The organism is Flavobacterium sp. W22_SRS_FP1 (genome assembly GCF_052113685.1).
GTDB lineage: Bacteria > Bacteroidota > Bacteroidia > Flavobacteriales > Flavobacteriaceae > Flavobacterium.
Map to the genome: position 1 here is coordinate 1 of NZ_JBGQOE010000019.1, position 17,510 is coordinate 17,510.

The 17,510-nt window shown below is 35.0% G+C and carries 14 protein-coding genes and 2 tRNA genes; 5 read left to right on the top strand and 11 right to left on the bottom strand.

The window, feature by feature from the left end:
- Together ACEN2H_RS11200 and ACEN2H_RS11205 are read left to right on the top strand one after the other, a co-directional pair.
- A tRNA-Met gene (locus ACEN2H_RS11200) sits at positions 1–72 on the top strand.
- Positions 73–106: 34 nt separating this feature from the next.
- A tRNA-Met gene (locus ACEN2H_RS11205) sits at positions 107–179 on the top strand.
- Between the two features lie 203 nt (positions 180–382).
- On the opposite strand, the gene ACEN2H_RS11210 is transcribed toward ACEN2H_RS11205, so the two are convergent.
- Complete coding sequence (locus ACEN2H_RS11210) at positions 383–1,237, bottom strand: leucine-rich repeat domain-containing protein (RefSeq protein ID WP_441732437.1); 855 nt, start codon at positions 1,235–1,237, stop codon at positions 383–385.
- A 503-nt stretch (positions 1,238–1,740) separates the two neighbouring features.
- Complete coding sequence (locus ACEN2H_RS11215; protein WP_441732438.1) at positions 1,741–2,022, bottom strand: 4a-hydroxytetrahydrobiopterin dehydratase; 282 nt, start codon at positions 2,020–2,022, stop codon at positions 1,741–1,743.
- A 95-nt stretch (positions 2,023–2,117) separates the two neighbouring features.
- Here ACEN2H_RS11215 and ACEN2H_RS11220 point away from each other — a divergent pair, with 95 nt between their 5' ends.
- Positions 2,118–3,269 (top strand): 8-amino-7-oxononanoate synthase, encoded by a 1,152-nt coding sequence (locus tag ACEN2H_RS11220; protein WP_441732439.1) that lies wholly within the window; start codon positions 2,118–2,120, stop codon positions 3,267–3,269.
- 7 nt (positions 3,270–3,276) lie between these two features.
- Here ACEN2H_RS11220 and ACEN2H_RS11225 read toward each other — a convergent pair whose 3' ends face one another.
- Positions 3,277–4,146, bottom strand: coding sequence for a diacylglycerol/lipid kinase family protein (locus ACEN2H_RS11225; protein ID WP_441732440.1), 870 nt, complete (start codon positions 4,144–4,146; stop codon positions 3,277–3,279).
- Between the two features lie 65 nt (positions 4,147–4,211).
- Here ACEN2H_RS11225 and ACEN2H_RS11230 point away from each other — a divergent pair, with 65 nt between their 5' ends.
- The gene (locus ACEN2H_RS11230) at positions 4,212–5,183 is read left to right on the top strand and encodes an App1 family protein (protein WP_441732441.1); all 972 of its coding nucleotides are present in this window, start codon (positions 4,212–4,214) and stop codon (positions 5,181–5,183) included.
- A gap of 173 nt (positions 5,184–5,356) precedes the next feature.
- Here the strand turns inward: ACEN2H_RS11230 and ACEN2H_RS11235 are convergent, their stop codons facing one another.
- The gene (locus ACEN2H_RS11235; protein ID WP_441732442.1) at positions 5,357–7,267 is read right to left on the bottom strand and encodes an ABC-F family ATP-binding cassette domain-containing protein; all 1,911 of its coding nucleotides are present in this window, start codon (positions 7,265–7,267) and stop codon (positions 5,357–5,359) included.
- Positions 7,268–7,340: 73 nt separating this feature from the next.
- Here ACEN2H_RS11235 and ACEN2H_RS11240 point away from each other — a divergent pair, with 73 nt between their 5' ends.
- Positions 7,341–7,721: a DUF983 domain-containing protein gene (locus tag ACEN2H_RS11240; protein ID WP_441732443.1), complete on the top strand. Its 381-nt coding sequence runs from the start codon at positions 7,341–7,343 to the stop codon at positions 7,719–7,721.
- A gap of 5 nt (positions 7,722–7,726) precedes the next feature.
- Here the strand turns inward: ACEN2H_RS11240 and ACEN2H_RS11245 are convergent, their stop codons facing one another.
- The 7 genes from ACEN2H_RS11245 to topA all read right to left on the bottom strand — a co-directional run bounded on the left by ACEN2H_RS11245 (position 7,727) and on the right by topA (position 17,409).
- Positions 7,727–8,779, bottom strand: coding sequence for an NAD(P)/FAD-dependent oxidoreductase (locus tag ACEN2H_RS11245; protein WP_441732444.1), 1,053 nt, complete (start codon positions 8,777–8,779; stop codon positions 7,727–7,729).
- A 134-nt stretch (positions 8,780–8,913) separates the two neighbouring features.
- Positions 8,914–9,801, bottom strand: coding sequence for a gliding motility protein GldN (gldN, locus tag ACEN2H_RS11250; RefSeq protein ID WP_441732486.1), 888 nt, complete (start codon positions 9,799–9,801; stop codon positions 8,914–8,916).
- 50 nt (positions 9,802–9,851) lie between these two features.
- On the bottom strand, positions 9,852–11,399 hold the full coding sequence (gldM, locus tag ACEN2H_RS11255) for a gliding motility protein GldM (protein WP_441732445.1): 1,548 nt from the start codon (positions 11,397–11,399) through the stop codon (positions 9,852–9,854).
- Positions 11,400–11,444: 45 nt separating this feature from the next.
- Positions 11,445–12,095, bottom strand: coding sequence for a gliding motility protein GldL (gene gldL / locus ACEN2H_RS11260; RefSeq protein ID WP_441732446.1), 651 nt, complete (start codon positions 12,093–12,095; stop codon positions 11,445–11,447).
- Between the two features lie 36 nt (positions 12,096–12,131).
- Positions 12,132–13,532 (bottom strand): gliding motility lipoprotein GldK, encoded by a 1,401-nt coding sequence (gldK, locus tag ACEN2H_RS11265; RefSeq protein ID WP_441732447.1) that lies wholly within the window; start codon positions 13,530–13,532, stop codon positions 12,132–12,134.
- Positions 13,533–13,659: 127 nt separating this feature from the next.
- Positions 13,660–14,811, bottom strand: a complete 1,152-nt coding sequence (locus ACEN2H_RS11270) for a formimidoylglutamase (protein WP_441732448.1) — start codon at positions 14,809–14,811, stop codon at positions 13,660–13,662.
- A gap of 66 nt (positions 14,812–14,877) precedes the next feature.
- Positions 14,878–17,409 carry a type I DNA topoisomerase gene (topA, locus tag ACEN2H_RS11275; protein ID WP_441732449.1) on the bottom strand — a complete coding sequence of 844 codons (2,532 nt, stop codon included), beginning with the start codon at positions 17,407–17,409 and terminating at the stop codon, positions 14,878–14,880.
- Positions 17,410–17,510 lie beyond the last annotated feature (101 nt).

Genomic DNA, 17,510 nt, shown 5'->3' on the forward strand with positions numbered 1-17,510 from the left:
GCGGGATAGAGCAGTAGGCAGCTCGTCGGGCTCATAACCCGAAGGTCACTGGTTCGAGTCCAGTTCCCGCTACTAAGTTAATTTTATTGAAATTACAAACGCACATCGCGGGATAGAGCAGTAGGCAGCTCGTCGGGCTCATAACCCGAAGGTCACTGGTTCGAGTCCAGTTCCCGCTACTAAGAAAGCTTCATAGAAATATGAGGCTTTTTTCGTTTACCTATTTCCTACTAATAAATATTAGTCATTCATGCCACAAAAAAAAAACCGTTTCACCTAGGCAAAACGGGTTTAAACTAACTAAACTTATTAAAAAAATCAACTTATTTTAGAGCACTAAAGTATTTATCTGGATTAATATTTGTACAATAGACAATACCTGCTAATCTTCTGATACCAAAGGTCTTTCTACTTCTATAGACACATTCATTAAGACAGCAATCCCTTTATCATTTAACATCGTCATATTCAAAGTGTCTAACATTGCTAGTCTTCTTGAAGTTAGACCACTGAACTTATTGTACGAAATATTCATCTCTTTTAAATTATTTAAATTTTCAAGTCCAAATGGAACTTGACCATCCATATTGTTTTCAAATAAACTAAGATTTTCCAACATTTTTAAATTGGCAACATCAGGACTTAATTTACCAATCAACTTATTACTATTTAACAATAATGTTTTCAATTTCTTTACTTCATAAAGAGAGCTTGGAATTTGGCCTTCTATTTCATTGTTAAAAACTACCAGCGTCACTAAGTTTTGCAGTTTACCTATTTGAGCAGGTAACTCGCCCGAAATCTTATTCATGTAAAGTTGTAAGTTTTGAAGACTATCCATTTCGCAAATTGAAATTGGTATCACCCCCGACAATCTATTAAAGGAAAGATCTAAAATCTTTAATTCTTTTAAGTTCTGTAAAGAAGAAGGAATAGTACCAGACAAACCATTTTTATGCAAATTTAATTCTTGCAAATTTACAAGGTTTGTAATTTCGGCAGGAATCTCCCCCATCAAATTATTATCTACCAACCTTATCGCAACAACTTTATCACCGTCTAGCGTAATACCATACCAAGTGGAAACGGGAGAAGATAAATCCCATTTTGTTATCCAGTTTTCACCATTAGTAGCTTCATGCAGTTTTAGCAGCACCGCTTTGTCTGAAAAGGAAACATCTGCCATCATTGAAAATGAGGCTAAAACGGTTAAAACAAAAGTGAATAAATTTTTCATAAGTGGGTGGTTTTACAGTTTTGGATAATTAAATGTACTAACAATGAAGTTTATCAGCAAATTTAATCGATAAACTACACAGTTTGTAAATATAAACGGGTGTTTATCCTACAATAAACATTTAATATCGAACATCTTGTATCTGTTTTCCAAGCTTTAAACCTAATATTATGGACATTAGAATTATAATACCAAATGCTTACGTAAGTTAAACCATTCTATTATGATTTAACTGACGTAAGACGAAGCTTTTTTCTACAATTTTGACGGAATTGTCTGGGCTGACCATACACATGACGAAAGACCTAAGATTCAGAACCTATAAACGCATTATTCTTCCTGTCTTTACAAACAATTTTTTCTAGACAATCTAATTATGGGCTATAACGGTTCCTTTTAGATAAAATAATAAACGGAGTCTTGGGGATTCTTCGTATACTGATATTGGGAGAAATTAATTTTTTTACAGGGTAAAATATGAATAATTAACTCCGCCCGCCCCTTTAGTAGGAGAGCTTTTCTATAGCTTTTGCAAGATCGAAATCCTTATCGGTAACTCCATCGGCATCATGCGTTGACAGGCGTATATTAACTTTATTGTATACATTAAACAATTCAGGATGGTGGCCTTGCTTTTCTGCCAAAAGTCCCACTTGTACTATAAAGCCCAACGATTCACTGAAATTTTTAAAAACAAACTTCTTTTCGATTCCTTTATCGTTAAAAGTCCAATCTTTCAAATCTTTTAAAATAGGCTGAGCTGTTTCATTATTGTAAATGTCCATGTTTCTTTTTTTTTTAAAGTTAATTAAAATTCGTCCAATCCTTCCCTATTTTAAGTTAATATGGTAATTTAGACAAATATTAATTTCCCTATCTATTGAACTCAGCTTTTTCCTTTAAAATTTATTCCGCAGTGAAAGACCTTCCTTCTGCCTGGGATTCTTTGGCCATAAATAACATTTTTCTTTCCAAAGATTATTTGGCAGTATTAGAAGACGCAGCTCCAAAAAACATGGTTTGTCATTTCATAGGTCTATTTCTTGATGAAGAATTAGTTGGTTTAGCTTTATCTCAATATATCGACTTACGTGATGTTCATTCTTTTGGAGAACGCGACCATTGCCTAAAAACAAAAGTGCGTGAAATTGTCTTCAAATATTTCAGCTCTAATGTCTTAGTCATGGGGAACAATATGTTAACTGGCCAAAACGGTTGTTATTTCAATGAAAAACTGCCTAGATCGGAAGGAATGATTTTGTTAAAAACAGTTGCAGAAGAGATAAAGAAAATTTTTAACAGCAACGGAAAAAAGATACATCTGACCATTTTTAAAGATTTTTCAAAATCCCAAGTAGAACCATTTGACATTCCGCAATTCACATCTTTCTATAAATTCACAACTCAGCCTAACATGCTTTTTCAGATTAGAGAATCCTGGAAAACTTTTGACGATTACACCCTTGACAACAGCAAAAAATACAGAGATCAGTACAAAAGGGCTCGCAAAAAAGCAGATGGCATTTCGAAAAAGAAATTATCGCTTGACGAAATCACAACATACAATCCAAGAATATACCAATTATACATGAATGTGGCTAAAAATGCACCATTCAATACTTTTTATTTACCTGAAAATCATTTTGTGTTTTTTAAAAAGTCATTAAAAGATAATTTCCTTTTTTATGGATATTTTCTGGGTGAGGAATTAATAGGATTTAACACATTAATAAAAAATGGAACCGATATAGATACTTACTTTTTGGGCTATGATGAAAAGTATCAACGCGAAAAAATGCTGTATCTGAATATGCTGTACGATATGATAGGTTATTCCATTAATAAAGGATACAAACGAATCGTTTTTGCTAGAACTGCTCTAGAGATTAAGAGCTCTGTCGGGGCAAAGGCAATTCCTATGTACGGATTAATCAAGCACAGCAATCCGTTTATCAATCTATTTGTTTCGAAAACGTTCAGCTATTTTGAGCCTAAAACTCAATGGCAGGAGCGCAATCCTTTTAAAAATTAAAAAACAATCACGGAATAGCCACTTTCAACTTTTTTGGAGCCATATCGATATTAAATTCTGTTTCGGCACCATAATACTCTCCATCCATTTGAAAACTAACAGGGAAATTTGTTTTGATAGTTGCTTTATCAGTTGAAATAATGGTAATGTCCTCCGACTCCATCGGCATGTTTCCCGTAATTATTTTACCAAAAACAAATAAATCTAGATTTTTCAAGATTATAATTTCGAACTTTCCGTCATTCATAACTCCATTCGGATTAATAACGACACCCGTTCCATATTTTTTGGAATTTGCTATCACAATCATTCGAGCTTGATACTCCGTAAGCTTATTATTACAAGATATTGTTGCAGAAAAATCAATATCCGTATCTATTAATGTCTTAAAAGCCTGCAACGCGTAATACCACCTTCCGTGCATAGAACCTTCATGATAGTTTTTAATGAGTGTAGCGTTGAGTCCCAAATCGCTTAAATGCAGACTTTTTTTCCCATTAACGACAATCATATCCATTTCCAAAAAAGTATTATGGAAAGCAATTGGCAAGTTCTCTTCAATTACTTTAGGCAAGCCTAAGTCTCTAGCCAATCCGTTGGAAGATCCCGCTGGCAAGATTCCTAATATAAAATCTTCGCTTTCTAATGCTTCAGCCACTAGCTTTATAGTACCATCACCACCGGCAACAATAATTCGCTCAGGTGTGAACTCTTTATACAGCGCCTTGATTTTGGCAGTATCGTTATCAGCTGAAGTTTCGTATAAAACCAAGTTCAAATTCTCCTTAACAGCAAAATTAGCTGCGGCTTGGATAATTTCTGATTTATCAATACCTCCTGATACAGGATTAGCAATCATTATTACATTCTTTTTCAAGCTTATATTTCGTTTATTGATTAAAAATAATTAATTTTCAGCATACTTCAAAAGTAATTAACAAAATGAAACCTATTTTAAAATTATACAGGGGATATGCCAATGAACAGGAATTGATTGTGATGGGGCATGTTTTTAAACCAACCAAAACTAAAGATTACGATTTTCTGGACAAAAATTTTAAAAATGCGAGTTCAATTATTAGTATGTTTCGCATTAAGACACATTCAAATGCCGATGTCTATTTAACGCATAATGGTATTAAAATCCATACAAAAACATTAGTTGACGGCTACTTTAAATTTTGCATTCCTCTAGACAACAACAATACCTATGGTTGGAACGATTATGAAGTCAGTATAATGCACGAAAATAATACTATCGCAACTAAAGAAAGTTACATACGTCCACATAAAGGTAATTTAGGAATCATATCTGATATTGACGATACTTTCTTGATTTCTTACACCATCAATCCGTTAAAAAAATTATACTATTTATTATTCAGAAACGTAAACTCCAGAAAAGTATTTGAAGATGTGGTTCCTCATTTTCAAGCTTTAAGTTCGGCAGGAAGAAGCGAGAAAGGAGAATTGAATGCTTTTTTCTATGTTTCCAGCAGTGAATGGAATCTGTATCGGTTTTTAGTAACGTTTACAGAAATTCACCAACTACCCAAAGCAGTTTTTTTGTTAAAAGACATAAAAACAAGTCTTACTAATTTCTTTTGGACAGGTAGAGGCGGCCACAACCATAAATTCGATAAAATAAAACATATATTGGAATTTTATCCCAATTTAAAGTACGTCCTAATTGGTGATGATTCACAACACGATCCTTTTTTGTATGAAGCCATCAGTAAAATTTTTCCTTTAACTGTAAAAGCCATCTATATAAGACAAACCGGCCATAATAAAAAAGAAAAAGTTACCAAGGCGATGAAAAACCTTCAAACGATGGATATTGCAGTATGTTACTTTAAAAATAGCTCGGAAGCTATATCTCACTCTAAAAAGATAGGCCTAATTGCGCAATAAAATGAAACATTAAAGCAAAATAGCCTGGATGGAAATGAAAAGCCTTTCTTAGCCCCATTGTATTTCTAGCGTTAAAAGAGCTAGTTAGGAAACTCGTTTTTACAATGTAAAAACACAATGAGGCTGGAAAGCTTGCAATAAAAAGCCAGTAATAACTTTCTACTTGATTTTTTTTAAGCGTTCTCAATTTCCTCTTGTACCAGTTCCCAGTCAGAAAGAAACTTATCCAATTCCGCTTTCTTTTTATTATATGCCTTAAAGAAAGAAGCATCTTCAACATGTTTATTGTAACTAGAGGCCAACATTTTGTCGTCATTCTGAATATCTTTCTCTAATTGCTTGATCTGACTTTCAATTTTGCTCAAGCGATTCTGCAACGCTTTGCCTTTCTTTTGTTCTTCATAAGAGGCTTTGTTACTTTCTTTTGGAGATGCCGAAGCTTTTAACGCATCTTTTTTCTCCACTTCACGCATGTTTTCCAAGTTGCGTTGTTCCAAGAAATAATTAACGTCACCTAAGTATTCTTTTATTTTTTGATCTCTGAATTCGTATACAATATTTGACATTCCCTGAAGAAAATCCCTGTCGTGAGAAACTAACAAAAGCGTGCCCTCGTATTTTTGCAAAGCAGTTTTTAAAACATTTTTGGATTTAATATCCAAGTGATTGGTTGGCTCATCCATAACTAATACGTTAATGGGCTGCAAAAGCAATTTACAGAGCGCTAGACGATTCCTTTCACCTCCAGAAAGGACTTTTACCTTTTTCTCAACATCATCACCACGAAAGAGGAATGAGCCTAACATGTCGCGCACCTTCGAACGGTTAGTGTCTGTTGCTGCATCTTCCATTGTTTGAAGCAAGGTAATCTCTCCGTCAAGATATTCTGCCTGGTTTTGGGCAAAATAACCAACCTGAACATTGTGTCCTAATTTTATATCTCCTTCGTATTCAAATTCATTAACAATGGCTTTGATAAAGGTCGACTTTCCTTGTCCGTTTTGCCCAACAAAAGCAATTTTACTTCCGCGTTCAACTAAAAGGGAGATATCTTTCAATATAGTCTTATCACCATAACTTTTGGTTACTTTTTCAGCTTCTATGACTACACGACCAGGTACTTTAGAAATTGGAAAAGAAATATTCATTACAGAATTATCATCTTCATCGACTTCTATACGGTCGATTTTATCCAACTTTTTTATCATTGATTGTGCCATAGAAGCTTTGGAAGCTTTGGCACGAAACTTTTCAATCAGCTTTTCGGTTTCCTCAATTTTTTTAGCTTGATTTTTCTGGGTAGCCAATTGTTTTTCACGAATTTCATGTCGTAATTCCAAATATTGGGAATAGGGTTTGTTGAAGTCATAGGCCTTACCTAGGGAAATTTCAATTGTTCTGTTGGTCACATTGTCTAAAAACATCTTATCGTGAGAAACAATTACCACAACACCGATATAATTACGCAAGAAACTTTCTAACCAAATGATACTTTCTATATCAAGATGATTCGTAGGCTCATCCAGCAATAATACATCATTTGCCTGCAATAACAGTTTGGCCAATTCAATTCGCATTCTCCAACCACCTGAAAAAGTTTCCGTCTGATTGTTGAACACTTCTCTCTTAAAACCTAATCCTAGAAGTATTTTTTCGGTATCACCTACATAGTTATACCCTCCTAATAATTCAAATCGATGGGTGTAGTCAGATAAATCTTCAATAATTTGACTGTATTCGTCACTTTCATAATCTGTTCGCGTCACCAACAAATGGTTGATTTCCTCTAGCTTTTTCTCTACAACTTTAATATCGACAAATGCTTCGTAGGCTTCTTCAAGCACGGTTCTACCCTGCTCAAAATCGATGTCTTGCCTCAAAAAACCCATTCGCACTTCCTTCTCTTGGGCAATACTGCCGGAATCCGGAGCAAAGTCTTTTGCCAAAATTTTAAGCATGGTCGATTTACCTGCACCATTTTTACCTACAAGACCAACGCGGTCTCCAGTACCTAGCCGAAAGGTAACTTCTTCAAATAAATAAGAGCCGCCAAACGAGACAGATAAATTGTGTATATTAAGCATGTATTATGATTTTATTCCATTTTAAAAGCTTAAATTTGTAGCTCAATAAAAGGAAAAATTAAATTTTTTGCAAATGTTAAAAAAAGGATCCAAACTATATAGTATTTTAACAGGAACTTGTCCTAAATGTCAGAAAGAGAGTATGTATTTAGACCCAAATCCGCTTCATCTGGGGAAAACTTTAAAAATGAATGAAAAATGCAGTCATTGCGGATTAAAATATCAAATTGAACCTTCGTTTTTTTATGGAGCCATGTATGTAAGTTATGGACTAAATGTAGCTGTTGGAATAGCGGCGTTTGTTATTTCCTATATAGTCTTTGAAGCATCGTTAAAAGACGCTTTTATTTCGATAATTGCTTCCCTTATAATTTTGTTTCCGTTCATTTTACGTTGGTCACGAAATATTTACATAAATATGTTCGTTTCTTATGATCCAACTTTCAAACAGTAAGCATTTTATTTTTGCCCTTTAGGCAAAAACCGTTTTATATCAATTTCTTTATCCAAGGGTATTTTGTTTTCAATATAATTAAATAGCTCTTTGGCCATAGACGGTCCTAACATAACGCCACGTGTTCCCAACCCGTTGAGAATATGAATTGAATGATAGTCAGCATGAGTCCCAACCAAAGGTCTTCTGTCTTTTACCGTAGGCCTTACACCCGCAAAATGTTCTACTATTTCAAAATCGCAAGTAATGATTTCTTTAATTCTGTCAATTAATTCCAATCTGCCTTCTTCAGTGGGCAAATCTGTTTTCTCTTTCCAATTGTAGGTTGCGCCAACTTTAAACAAATCATTCCCTAAAGGCAGAATAAAAACGCTGGTATTCAAAATAACGTCCAGAACTAATTCTGGTGCTTTTATAATAAACAACTCCCCTTTTGTACCGTCTAAGGGCAAATGCCTAAAATAAGGATTAGAGTGCATCCCAAAACCTTCGGCAAACACGATATTCTTTGCTTCAATATCTTTATATCGAATATGATCAGAAAAAATTTCTAAAATGCGATATTCAAAAGGCATCTCCGCGAAAATACCGCTCTTCAATAAGTACTCTCTGTAATTTTTTAATAATACTGCGGTATCAACATGGCCAGTCTGCAAGACTTCTCCGTAATTATAAGGCGATTCGATTCCGGAATATTTCTTTGTAACTAATTCTGTAGATAAAAAAGGTGCCAACGTCTTTTTATCAGAAGCTGCAAACCAATTGTTTTGCTCCTCTACAGAAAAAAATTTTCTTAAAATCGGTTTTTTAAAATCGACCTTGGTCTTAAGTTTACTTTCCACAGCATCATAGAAACTCTCCATCAAAAGTAATTGTTCCTCTGCTTTCCAAACTTCACTAAATCGTTTTAATATAACGGGGTTATACAAGCCACCGGCAATCTTAGAAGAGTTTTGAGAATTATTGTCCATTACAAAAATGCTTTTTCCGTTTTGCAAGGCTACTTCAGAAAAAGCGATTCCAGCTAAACCAGAACCTATTATTAAATAATCTATCATACTACAAAAGTAAGTAATAATGTGAAGTAAAAAGAGTACACCATAATCTTAAGCAAACATAGACTGCTATAAAACAAAAAAAACTCTTATCATTTACGACAAGAGTTTTTCCTTAATTTGTAATAAAACTGAAATTAATAATTCCACATATCTGATTCAAAATCGCGGATTTTTTCTTTAACCCTCTCAGCTTCTAGCAATTGATTTTGCGCGTTATTTGGCATATAATCTTTAATCTCTCTATCACCATAAACATTTTCCTCTTTATAAATGACACTATTAAAATGTCGTGAATTCAATATTTGGTCGAAAGAAATCGGCATTGCGGAATTCTGATTATTGAATGCTTTTGCTTCATGCAGAACTGCTCTCGCTGACGGGAAAAATACCCAAAACAATTCGATATAGTCCTTTTCATCACTGTTCATTGTATAAACATCCGGAGTAACAGGACAGATACCAAGCAAACGATACTTCAATTCACTTTGTCGTTTATCAAAATACCAATATCCTTTAATCTTATATTGGGTAACATCTTGCGCAGTTATATCAGATCGCAAAATATATTCAGGCGAAACTTTCATTCCTGCATTTACCTGCTCTCTTCCAGCATCAGTCGTATCAACCCGGCTCAATGACTCCTGCACGTCTTTATAAGATTTCTTCGTGTTAAAATAGCTATCTGCGTACACTTCACTGATTTCACCACTTTTAATCGATTTTGTTAATACATTATACAGGGACCTTCTATCAGCACCTAAATTTTCATCTATTGGATAATATAAAGCAAAGTTAATTCTTTCACTTAAATCTATGATCTCCCAAACTGTTTTGCCCATTAGAATATCTCTATCATGGACATAGCCGTAAGCCAACGGCTTATCATTATCAGAAATCAGCTGTGCGGCAGATTTAAGCCCTACTTCTTCAGGTATCTTAGCATTAAGCAAATTAGACTGCGCGAAAGATGCAATGCTACCAGTAACAGAAATAACAAGTAATATAAAAAATTTAACTTTCATCATGGTATAATTATAAGATAATGTAGCAACCCATAAGGTCAACTTGTTTATTATTGTATTTCAAAAATAACCGGAGCTGTTCTTGGTAATAAATAGCTACCTGCTCCGACTAGCTTCGTTTTAATTTCAGATATGGTCACCTGATCTCCTCTTCCTGCCTTAGCAAGTACTGATTTACATTGTGCATTTAATCTATCACCTTGAACCACAACTGTAGGTTGCCCAGTAACTTTTAAATTAAAACCGACAACATTTAAACCAACTTCGAAATCAAAATCCTCTAATTTAGCTCCAATTGTAGCAATTTCAAGATTCGATTTAGGCCCCTTTACAACACCTGTTTCTCCTCTGATAGTCCCTGTAGGACCCGGGATACCTTTAATTCTAAAAGTCTTTTTATCAGAAACTTTAGAGCCGTCAGGTAATGTACCTGTCACATTAATCACTACCTCATTCCCTGAAGTAGGACTCATATTAAACTTACCGCTGCCTGCAGAACTTAATCCTGGAGCAGAAGCAGATATTTTATCAGCAGTAATTCCTGCAAATGAAATTGTCATAGGATTTACAACTCCTCTATAAACAACATTCATTTTATCAGCTGATATTGTCGCCGACTTAGGTCTAGCAACAACTACGTATTTATCACTTATGGGTAAACTAACTACCTTACCATTTTCATCAAAGTTAAAAGAACCCGTAATTGGATGGTCACCTATATTACCAGCAGCAAAAGAAAACTTAGCCTGTCCGGCCATAGCTTGTATGTTAGAACCATTAATGATTACAGACTTTGCTTTTAATGAAGGATCAAATTTTCCTAATATAATTTTACCTGACACTGCTTCCCCTTGAAAGAAAACAGATTTATCAAGAACAACTATAGGTTGATAAGCCGTAAGAGAAGCCGCAGCGACTAGATCACTTTGGAACATTCCACTCATAACGTCACTTTCAGTTGCTTTGATATCAGCTTGTAACTGAGACAAATTTGTAATTGTGGCGATTAAGGGGAAACCCTTATAATGATAATCAATCCAATCTAAATTAGCTCCCGCTTTTTCCGAAAAAACTGGTTTTGTAGCGAATCTAGCTTCTATTTTATTCATTTCAGATTCCGCAATAGAACTACCTCCGACTTGCTTAATTTGAGCAGAATAATTGTTAATTCTATCTAAAAATTCTTGCCCGCTTTTCGACACTTTATCACCCGTAAAAAACATTCTGTCAATTAAATCGCCTTTGTCCATTTCCTCATAAGGCAAATTACCTTTAGAATCTCTTTCAAAATCTTTCGTGACTGAAGTTTTAATATTTTCTATGTAATCATTAAATTCTTTAGAAATTGCTCTAATCTTTTCAACTTTAAGCTTTTTGTCACCAAATTGTCCCGGTTGATCAATTGCTTTTTGTTCTAATTGTGCAAATGAACTTTCATTTCTTTGGTCTGTAATTGCATTTGACTCAACAATTTTTAAATTTAAAATTCCAAAAGCTGACAATACTTCTTTGGACATGTTTAATGCTAACATTGCGATAAAAATCAAGTACATCAGATTTATCATCTTCTGTCTGGGGGTTAATTTTCCTCCTGCCATATTTTCTAATAATTAGTTAGTTGTTTTTATATAGTTCGAAACTAATTATCCTTTGTTACTCATTGCAGACAGCATTCCACCATAAACATTATTCAATGATGATAGATTTGTAGTTAATGATTGCATTTGCTCTTTTAACTTCATATTGTTCTCTAGCACTTCCTCATTAATTTGCGCGTTTCTTGTAGCACCTTGTAATTGTATTTTATATAAACTATTCAGAGACTCCATCTGAGCTGCGGCCATTGTTAATTCCTCACTGTATTTTTTAGTAGAGGCCATTGACTCAGCGGTTGGAGCAATACTTTTAGCAGCTGATTCAAAGTTTTTGATACTATTGCCTAAACTAGCCATTAATTCTCCATCTATTTTAGCATCTTTTAACATTGCATCCAGTTTTTGAGACAACAATCCCTGAGCTTCTGTAGGACTTTCAGCTTTTGGCTTTTTTACACCTGATGCTTTTCCATTAGCTAATTCTGGATACACTAGCGTCCAATCAAATTCATTATCAACATCTTCAAAAGCTGAGAGCGCAAAAATTCCAGCTTCAACTAACAAACCGATCGTTAACATTAGATTTCCGGTTATAAAACCGAATTCAAGATGTGTTATTTTGAATAACGCTCCAACAATTACAACTGCAGCGCCCATTCCATAGGAGAAATTCATTGCTTTTTTACTTAATAATGCCATAATTTTTAAATTTAAGTTTTGGTTGGTTTGGTTTATTTATCTGTTTTTAATTTTATTTCCGGTTGTTTGTAAACCCATATAGTCTTGAACGGTTCTGAATCCGATAAAGCTCCTTGCAGAATCTGCATATTCAAAATCCCTTGTACTTACCTGTAAGAAATAAGCAACGTCTTTCCATGAGCCGCCACGCACTACTTTACGTTTATTAGAATAGTCCAATACATTTGGATTCATAGACGAAACATATTCATATGCATTTGGGTCATACGACGAATCCGTCCATTCAGAAACATTTCCAGCCATATTATAAAGGTTGTATCCGTTGGGCTCATAAGACTTTGCCTCTACAGTATACAGTGCTTGATCAGCAGCATAATCGCCTCTATTCGGTTTGAAATTCGCCATAAAACATCCCCTGTCATTTTTAGTGTAAGGTCCACCCCAAGGGTAGGTCGCTGATTGCAAACCACCTCTTGCAGAATATTCCCATTCGGCCTCAGTTGGCAATCTAAAAGAGTTGATCAAATCGTGCCCATTCTTTTTTGATTTAATGTACGAGTTTTTATTTAACGTACGCCACGCACAAAAAGCTTTTGCTTGTGTCCATTTTACCCCTACAACAGGGTAATCTCCGTATGCTTTATGCCAGAAGTAATCATTATGCATCGGTTCATTATAGGAGTAAGCAAAATCTTTAATCCACACTGTTGTGTCTGGATATACCTTCACCTCTTCTGTTTTTATAAAATCTTTTCTTTTACCAACTTTAGCTTTAGCCGCAGCTTGTATATCCATCCAAGAATAACGAAATTTAAGTTTGTCTACATCGACAGTTCGTAAGCCGTTATAGGATGCTTCCAAAGGCAAATACATGGAGTCCATAACCTCAACGTAATATTCGTCAGGATATAATTTAGGATCTTTAATTAACTTAACATCTCTATTTAATTTCCTACCCGCATAAGGATTGTCGTCTGTACCCATACTGTAGTAGTTGTCGTACATGTACTTGTCATAGGCTGTCATTTTTTCAGGTTCTGAGTCATTAAAAGCAAAATCCCCTATACTGCCTGAATTTTTTCCTTTGCCATCACCTGCCTTTATACCCATCATATCAGCAAGAATTGCTAACCTAACTCGCATAGTTGAATCTTTAACCCATTCCACAAATTGACGGTACTCACTATTGGTTATTTCAGTTTCGTCCATATAAAACGAACGGACCGTTACTGTTTTTGTAGGAGCATCTTGAATATTGGCAACATCACCATCTGCTTTACCCATAATATAGGCACCACCTGGAATTAAAGTCATCCCAAAAGGCTTTTCAGGACGCCAATTTTCACCCTTAACACCGACCAATTCACCTTTGTCGCCAGACTTACCGCAACTTATTAATAGGGCCAAAATCGCAATAAATGCAATGAACTTCTTCATATATATTGGGGGTTATATTTTCATTATTTTTTAAGTATGTAAACCTATTTATTATTTTTTAATAAAACAATTTTTTTAGAATAAAGATTCTTTTTGAAACAAAAATTTACTTTCGCTAAACAAATTACTAAATGCTGTTTTTTCGCTGTGCTTTCCACCATCTTTCAGGTAATTCCTGATTACACGCTCCTAAATATTCATCATAAGAACAAGGTAACAACGTGTTTCTTTTTAATTTATTACTCCCATCTGAAATAAATGGTATTTCTATCCACCAACGGTCCGTTTTGTCACTTTTATAAAAAACCAAAACCTCATCTTCTAAAGGCACAATATATTTTATATAATTTTCTCTACTACCAAAAGGATATTCGTTAGAACGGTAATGAAATCCTTCTATAAAGTACCATATAATCTGAGCTACCAAGACGGATTCGTGGACTGTATCATTGTGATTAAATATTCCAAAAACGGAAACTTTATCGCTAATCCCCGCATATCTTGCTAAGGAACAAATTTCCTTTCCGTTAAATCCGTTAGGGCTAAATGTAGAAAAATTTCCTGAATCTGAGGATTTGACAGAATTTAAATCAAGACTAACTATATCTGCATCCCTAAAGACGGGCTCTGCCAAGCTTATATTATTAGAAATCTCACCTAATCTATAGGCATCAAAAAACAATTTTTCAACTAAATCAATCTCTTCTTGCGAGTTGTAATAGGTCTGATAACCGATATTACAATAATTAAAAAGATTGTTTGGCTCGTCAATGATAATTTTAGTCAGATAAGAAGAGGCGGAAACGTGCTCATTTTCTTTTCCAAAATCAAACTTACTGTCTATAGCGACTAGGTTCACCATCTGCTCTAGTTCGTCATATGCTCTGTAAAGAGCAAAGGTCAAATCCTGAGAGCCACCAATCACTATTGGAATAATTTTTTTCTTAATTAAATCTGAAACGACTTTACGTAGGGCAAAATAAGAATCATCTGCTGAATTCCCTGGAAGAATATCTCCTAAATCCGCAATAGATCCGTCCCAATTGCCGGGGAACATGCTATATAATTCTTTTCGAATAGCTACCAAATCAATATCTGCTGTCGCCGTCTTGTTTCCTCGATTTTCTAAAACACCAATAATAGCGATGTTAATCTTGTTTAAGTCCGGAAATTGATCACTTGTATGAAAAACGATTTTACTCCCCAATTGCTGGGAAGACAACTTTTTTATCTCTTCGAAAATATTAAAATCAATGGGCTTTAAAAAGTCAAATTCCATTTTATTTCTTTTTTTCCTCTCCCCAACCCTCTCCAAAGAAGAGGGAGACGAAACCGGAATTCGTTATTATTTCTTTTTGGCTATTGTCTTTTTTGCAACTGGTTTCTTAGCTGCTACTTTTTTAGCTGGCGTTTTTCTAGCGGCAGTTTTTTTAGCAGGCGTCTTTTTGGCAATCATCTCTTGAACTTCCTCCAATGTCAGTTTTGTCGCATCAACATCTTTACTCAATTCAATTTTAATTTTCCCTTTGGTAATAACGGAACGTCCCCAACGCGCTTTTTCGACTAAAATTCCTTCCTCTGTCCAGTTGTGCAGGACTTTATCAATGTTCTTTTGCAATTTATCCTCAATCAATGTTTCGATATCCTGTTGCGATAAATTATCAAAATTATATTTCTTACTCACATTAATAAACAATCCGTCCCATTTGATAAAAGGACCAAAACGGCCCGTACCTTTTTGCACGCCTTCTCCTTTATAGACAGTAATTGGCGCATCGGCAATTGCTTTCTCGTCAATTAATTCCTGCGCTCTTTTAAAATCTACATCCAAAGGATTTTCTCCTTTTGGTAAAGAAACAAAAGCAGCTCCATGACGAATGTAAGGTCCATAACGGCCATTACTGACCTGAACCTCTTCTCCTTTATATTCTCCTAAATCCTTCGGAAGCAGAAAAAGATCTAATGCCTCCTCCAAAGTAATGGTTCCAATATTTTGATCTGCCATTAAACTAGCAAATTTTTTCTCTTCATCATCCGCTTCACCAATTTGGGCCACTGGACCAAATTTCCCTAAACGAACCAAAACCTGCTTCTCAGTTTTAGGATCTTTTCCTAAAATTCTTTCTCCACTTTCTCTTTCAGCATTTGCTTCTACATCTTTCACAATTGGGTGAAATTGATCGTAAAACTCTTTCATCATTACCGCCCAGTCCACGTTTCCTTCGGCTATTTCATCAAAGTCTTGTTCAACCTTTGCAGTGAAATTATAATCCAGAATATTTCCGAAATTCTTTACCAAGAAATCAGTTACGATTGTCCCAATATCCGTTGGCACTAGTTTCCCTTTATCGGATCCTGTATTTTCTTTCAATACCTTCTCATCTAGATTTCCAGACAACAAGGTCAATTGCGTATATTTTCTTTCTTGTCCGTCAAGATTTCCTTTCTCTACATAATTTCTATTGATAATAGTAGAAATCGTTGGAGCGTAGGTTGATGGACGACCAATACCAAGTTCCTCCAATTTCTTTACCAAAGAAGCTTCAGTATAGCGTGCTGGAGGTCTTGAATACCTTTCGGTGGCAGTGATATAATTATTTTGCAATTTTTCGTTGTTCTTCATTGCAGGCAACATTCCTTCTTGCTCCTCTTCATCGTCATCATGACCTTCAAGATATACTTTTAAGAAACCTTCAAAAAGCAATACTTCGCCCGAAGCAGTAAATAACTCCCCATGATTATTAGCCTCAATTTTGACATTTGTTCTTTCGAGTTGCGCATCACTCATTTGTGAAGCCAAGGTTCTTTTCCAAATTAAGTCGTACAAACGGGCTTGGTCTCTATCGATATTCACAGTATGACGCGACATATCAGTAGGACGAATAGCCTCGTGGGCTTCCTGTGCCCCTTTGCTTTTATTGACAAAAGTGCGAGGTCGAGAGAATTCTTTCCCGTAGGATTTGATGATTTCGGCCTGAGCAGCCTCCATCGCATCCTTAGAAAGATTGACACTATCCGTTCTCATATAAGTTATCAATCCCGCTTCGTATAAACGTTGCGCTAACTGCATGGTAATTCCAACAGGCAAATACAGCTTACGTGCCGCTTCTTGTTGTAAAGTTGAGGTTGTAAATGGACCCGTTGGTGATTTTTTTGTTGGTTTCGTTTCTAAATCCGAAACCTTATAGTTTGAACCTATATTTTTCTTTAAAAAATCTTCCGCTTCTTTTTTTGTATTGAAATTTTTTGGAAGTTTTGCTTTGAACGATTTTCCAGCTTCATTAGTGAATTCAGCAACAACCGAGTAGCTTGCAATTGCACTAAAATTCTGGATTTCGCGTTCTCTCTCTACAATCAAACGAACTGAAACTGACTGTACACGTCCAGCGGACAATCCTCCTTTTATTTTTCTCCATAAGACAGGAGACAATTCATATCCCACTAATCTATCAAGCACTCTTCTTGCTTGCTGTGCATTCACTAAATTATAGTCAATTTCACGTGGATTTTCTATTGCCTTTAGAATAGCACCTTTTGTGATTTCGTGAAAAACAATACGTTTCGTTTTGCTTTTATCCAGTTTTAGCTCCTCTGACAAATGCCAAGAAATAGCTTCTCCCTCGCGATCCTCATCACTTGCTAACCAAACCATTTCGGCTTTTTTAGCTAAACCTTTCAACTTAGTGACTAAGGCTTTTTTATCAGATGAAACTTCATATTTAGGTTTAAAACCATTCTCTACATCCACTCCAATTTCTTTAGAAGGCAAGTCGGCAATGTGCCCATAACTTGACTCTACTTGAAAGTCACTTCCTAAAAATTTCTCGATTGTTTTCGCCTTTGCAGGGGACTCAACTATTACTAAATTCTTTGCCATTGCTCTATTTTTCTCGGACAAAAGTAGAAGTTTTTTTTAAATATTGGGCTTTTGTGAATTTTAAAAATATTTCACATCCAAAAAAGAACACTTAAGACTTT

Bases quoted from the DNA above. Each gene is read 5' to 3' on its own strand.
- ACEN2H_RS11210 (WP_441732437.1), bottom strand. From the start codon at position 1,237: ATGAAAAATTTATTCACTTTTGTTTTAACCGTTTTAGCCTCATTTTCA.
- ACEN2H_RS11215 (WP_441732438.1), bottom strand. From the start codon at position 2,022: ATGGACATTTACAATAATGAAACAGCTCAGCCTATTTTAAAAGATTTG.
- ACEN2H_RS11230 (WP_441732441.1), top strand. From the start codon at position 4,212: ATGAAACCTATTTTAAAATTATACAGGGGATATGCCAATGAACAGGAA.
- ACEN2H_RS11235 (WP_441732442.1), bottom strand. From the start codon at position 7,267: ATGCTTAATATACACAATTTATCTGTCTCGTTTGGCGGCTCTTATTTA.
- ACEN2H_RS11240 (WP_441732443.1), top strand. From the start codon at position 7,341: ATGTTAAAAAAAGGATCCAAACTATATAGTATTTTAACAGGAACTTGT.
- ACEN2H_RS11245 (WP_441732444.1), bottom strand. From the start codon at position 8,779: ATGATAGATTATTTAATAATAGGTTCTGGTTTAGCTGGAATCGCTTTT.
- gldN (WP_441732486.1), bottom strand. From the start codon at position 9,801: ATGAAAGTTAAATTTTTTATATTACTTGTTATTTCTGTTACTGGTAGC.
- gldM (WP_441732445.1), bottom strand. From the start codon at position 11,399: ATGGCAGGAGGAAAATTAACCCCCAGACAGAAGATGATAAATCTGATG.
- gldL (WP_441732446.1), bottom strand. From the start codon at position 12,095: ATGGCATTATTAAGTAAAAAAGCAATGAATTTCTCCTATGGAATGGGC.
- gldK (WP_441732447.1), bottom strand. From the start codon at position 13,532: ATGAAGAAGTTCATTGCATTTATTGCGATTTTGGCCCTATTAATAAGT.
- ACEN2H_RS11270 (WP_441732448.1), bottom strand. From the start codon at position 14,811: ATGGAATTTGACTTTTTAAAGCCCATTGATTTTAATATTTTCGAAGAG.
- topA (WP_441732449.1), bottom strand. From the start codon at position 17,409: ATGGCAAAGAATTTAGTAATAGTTGAGTCCCCTGCAAAGGCGAAAACA.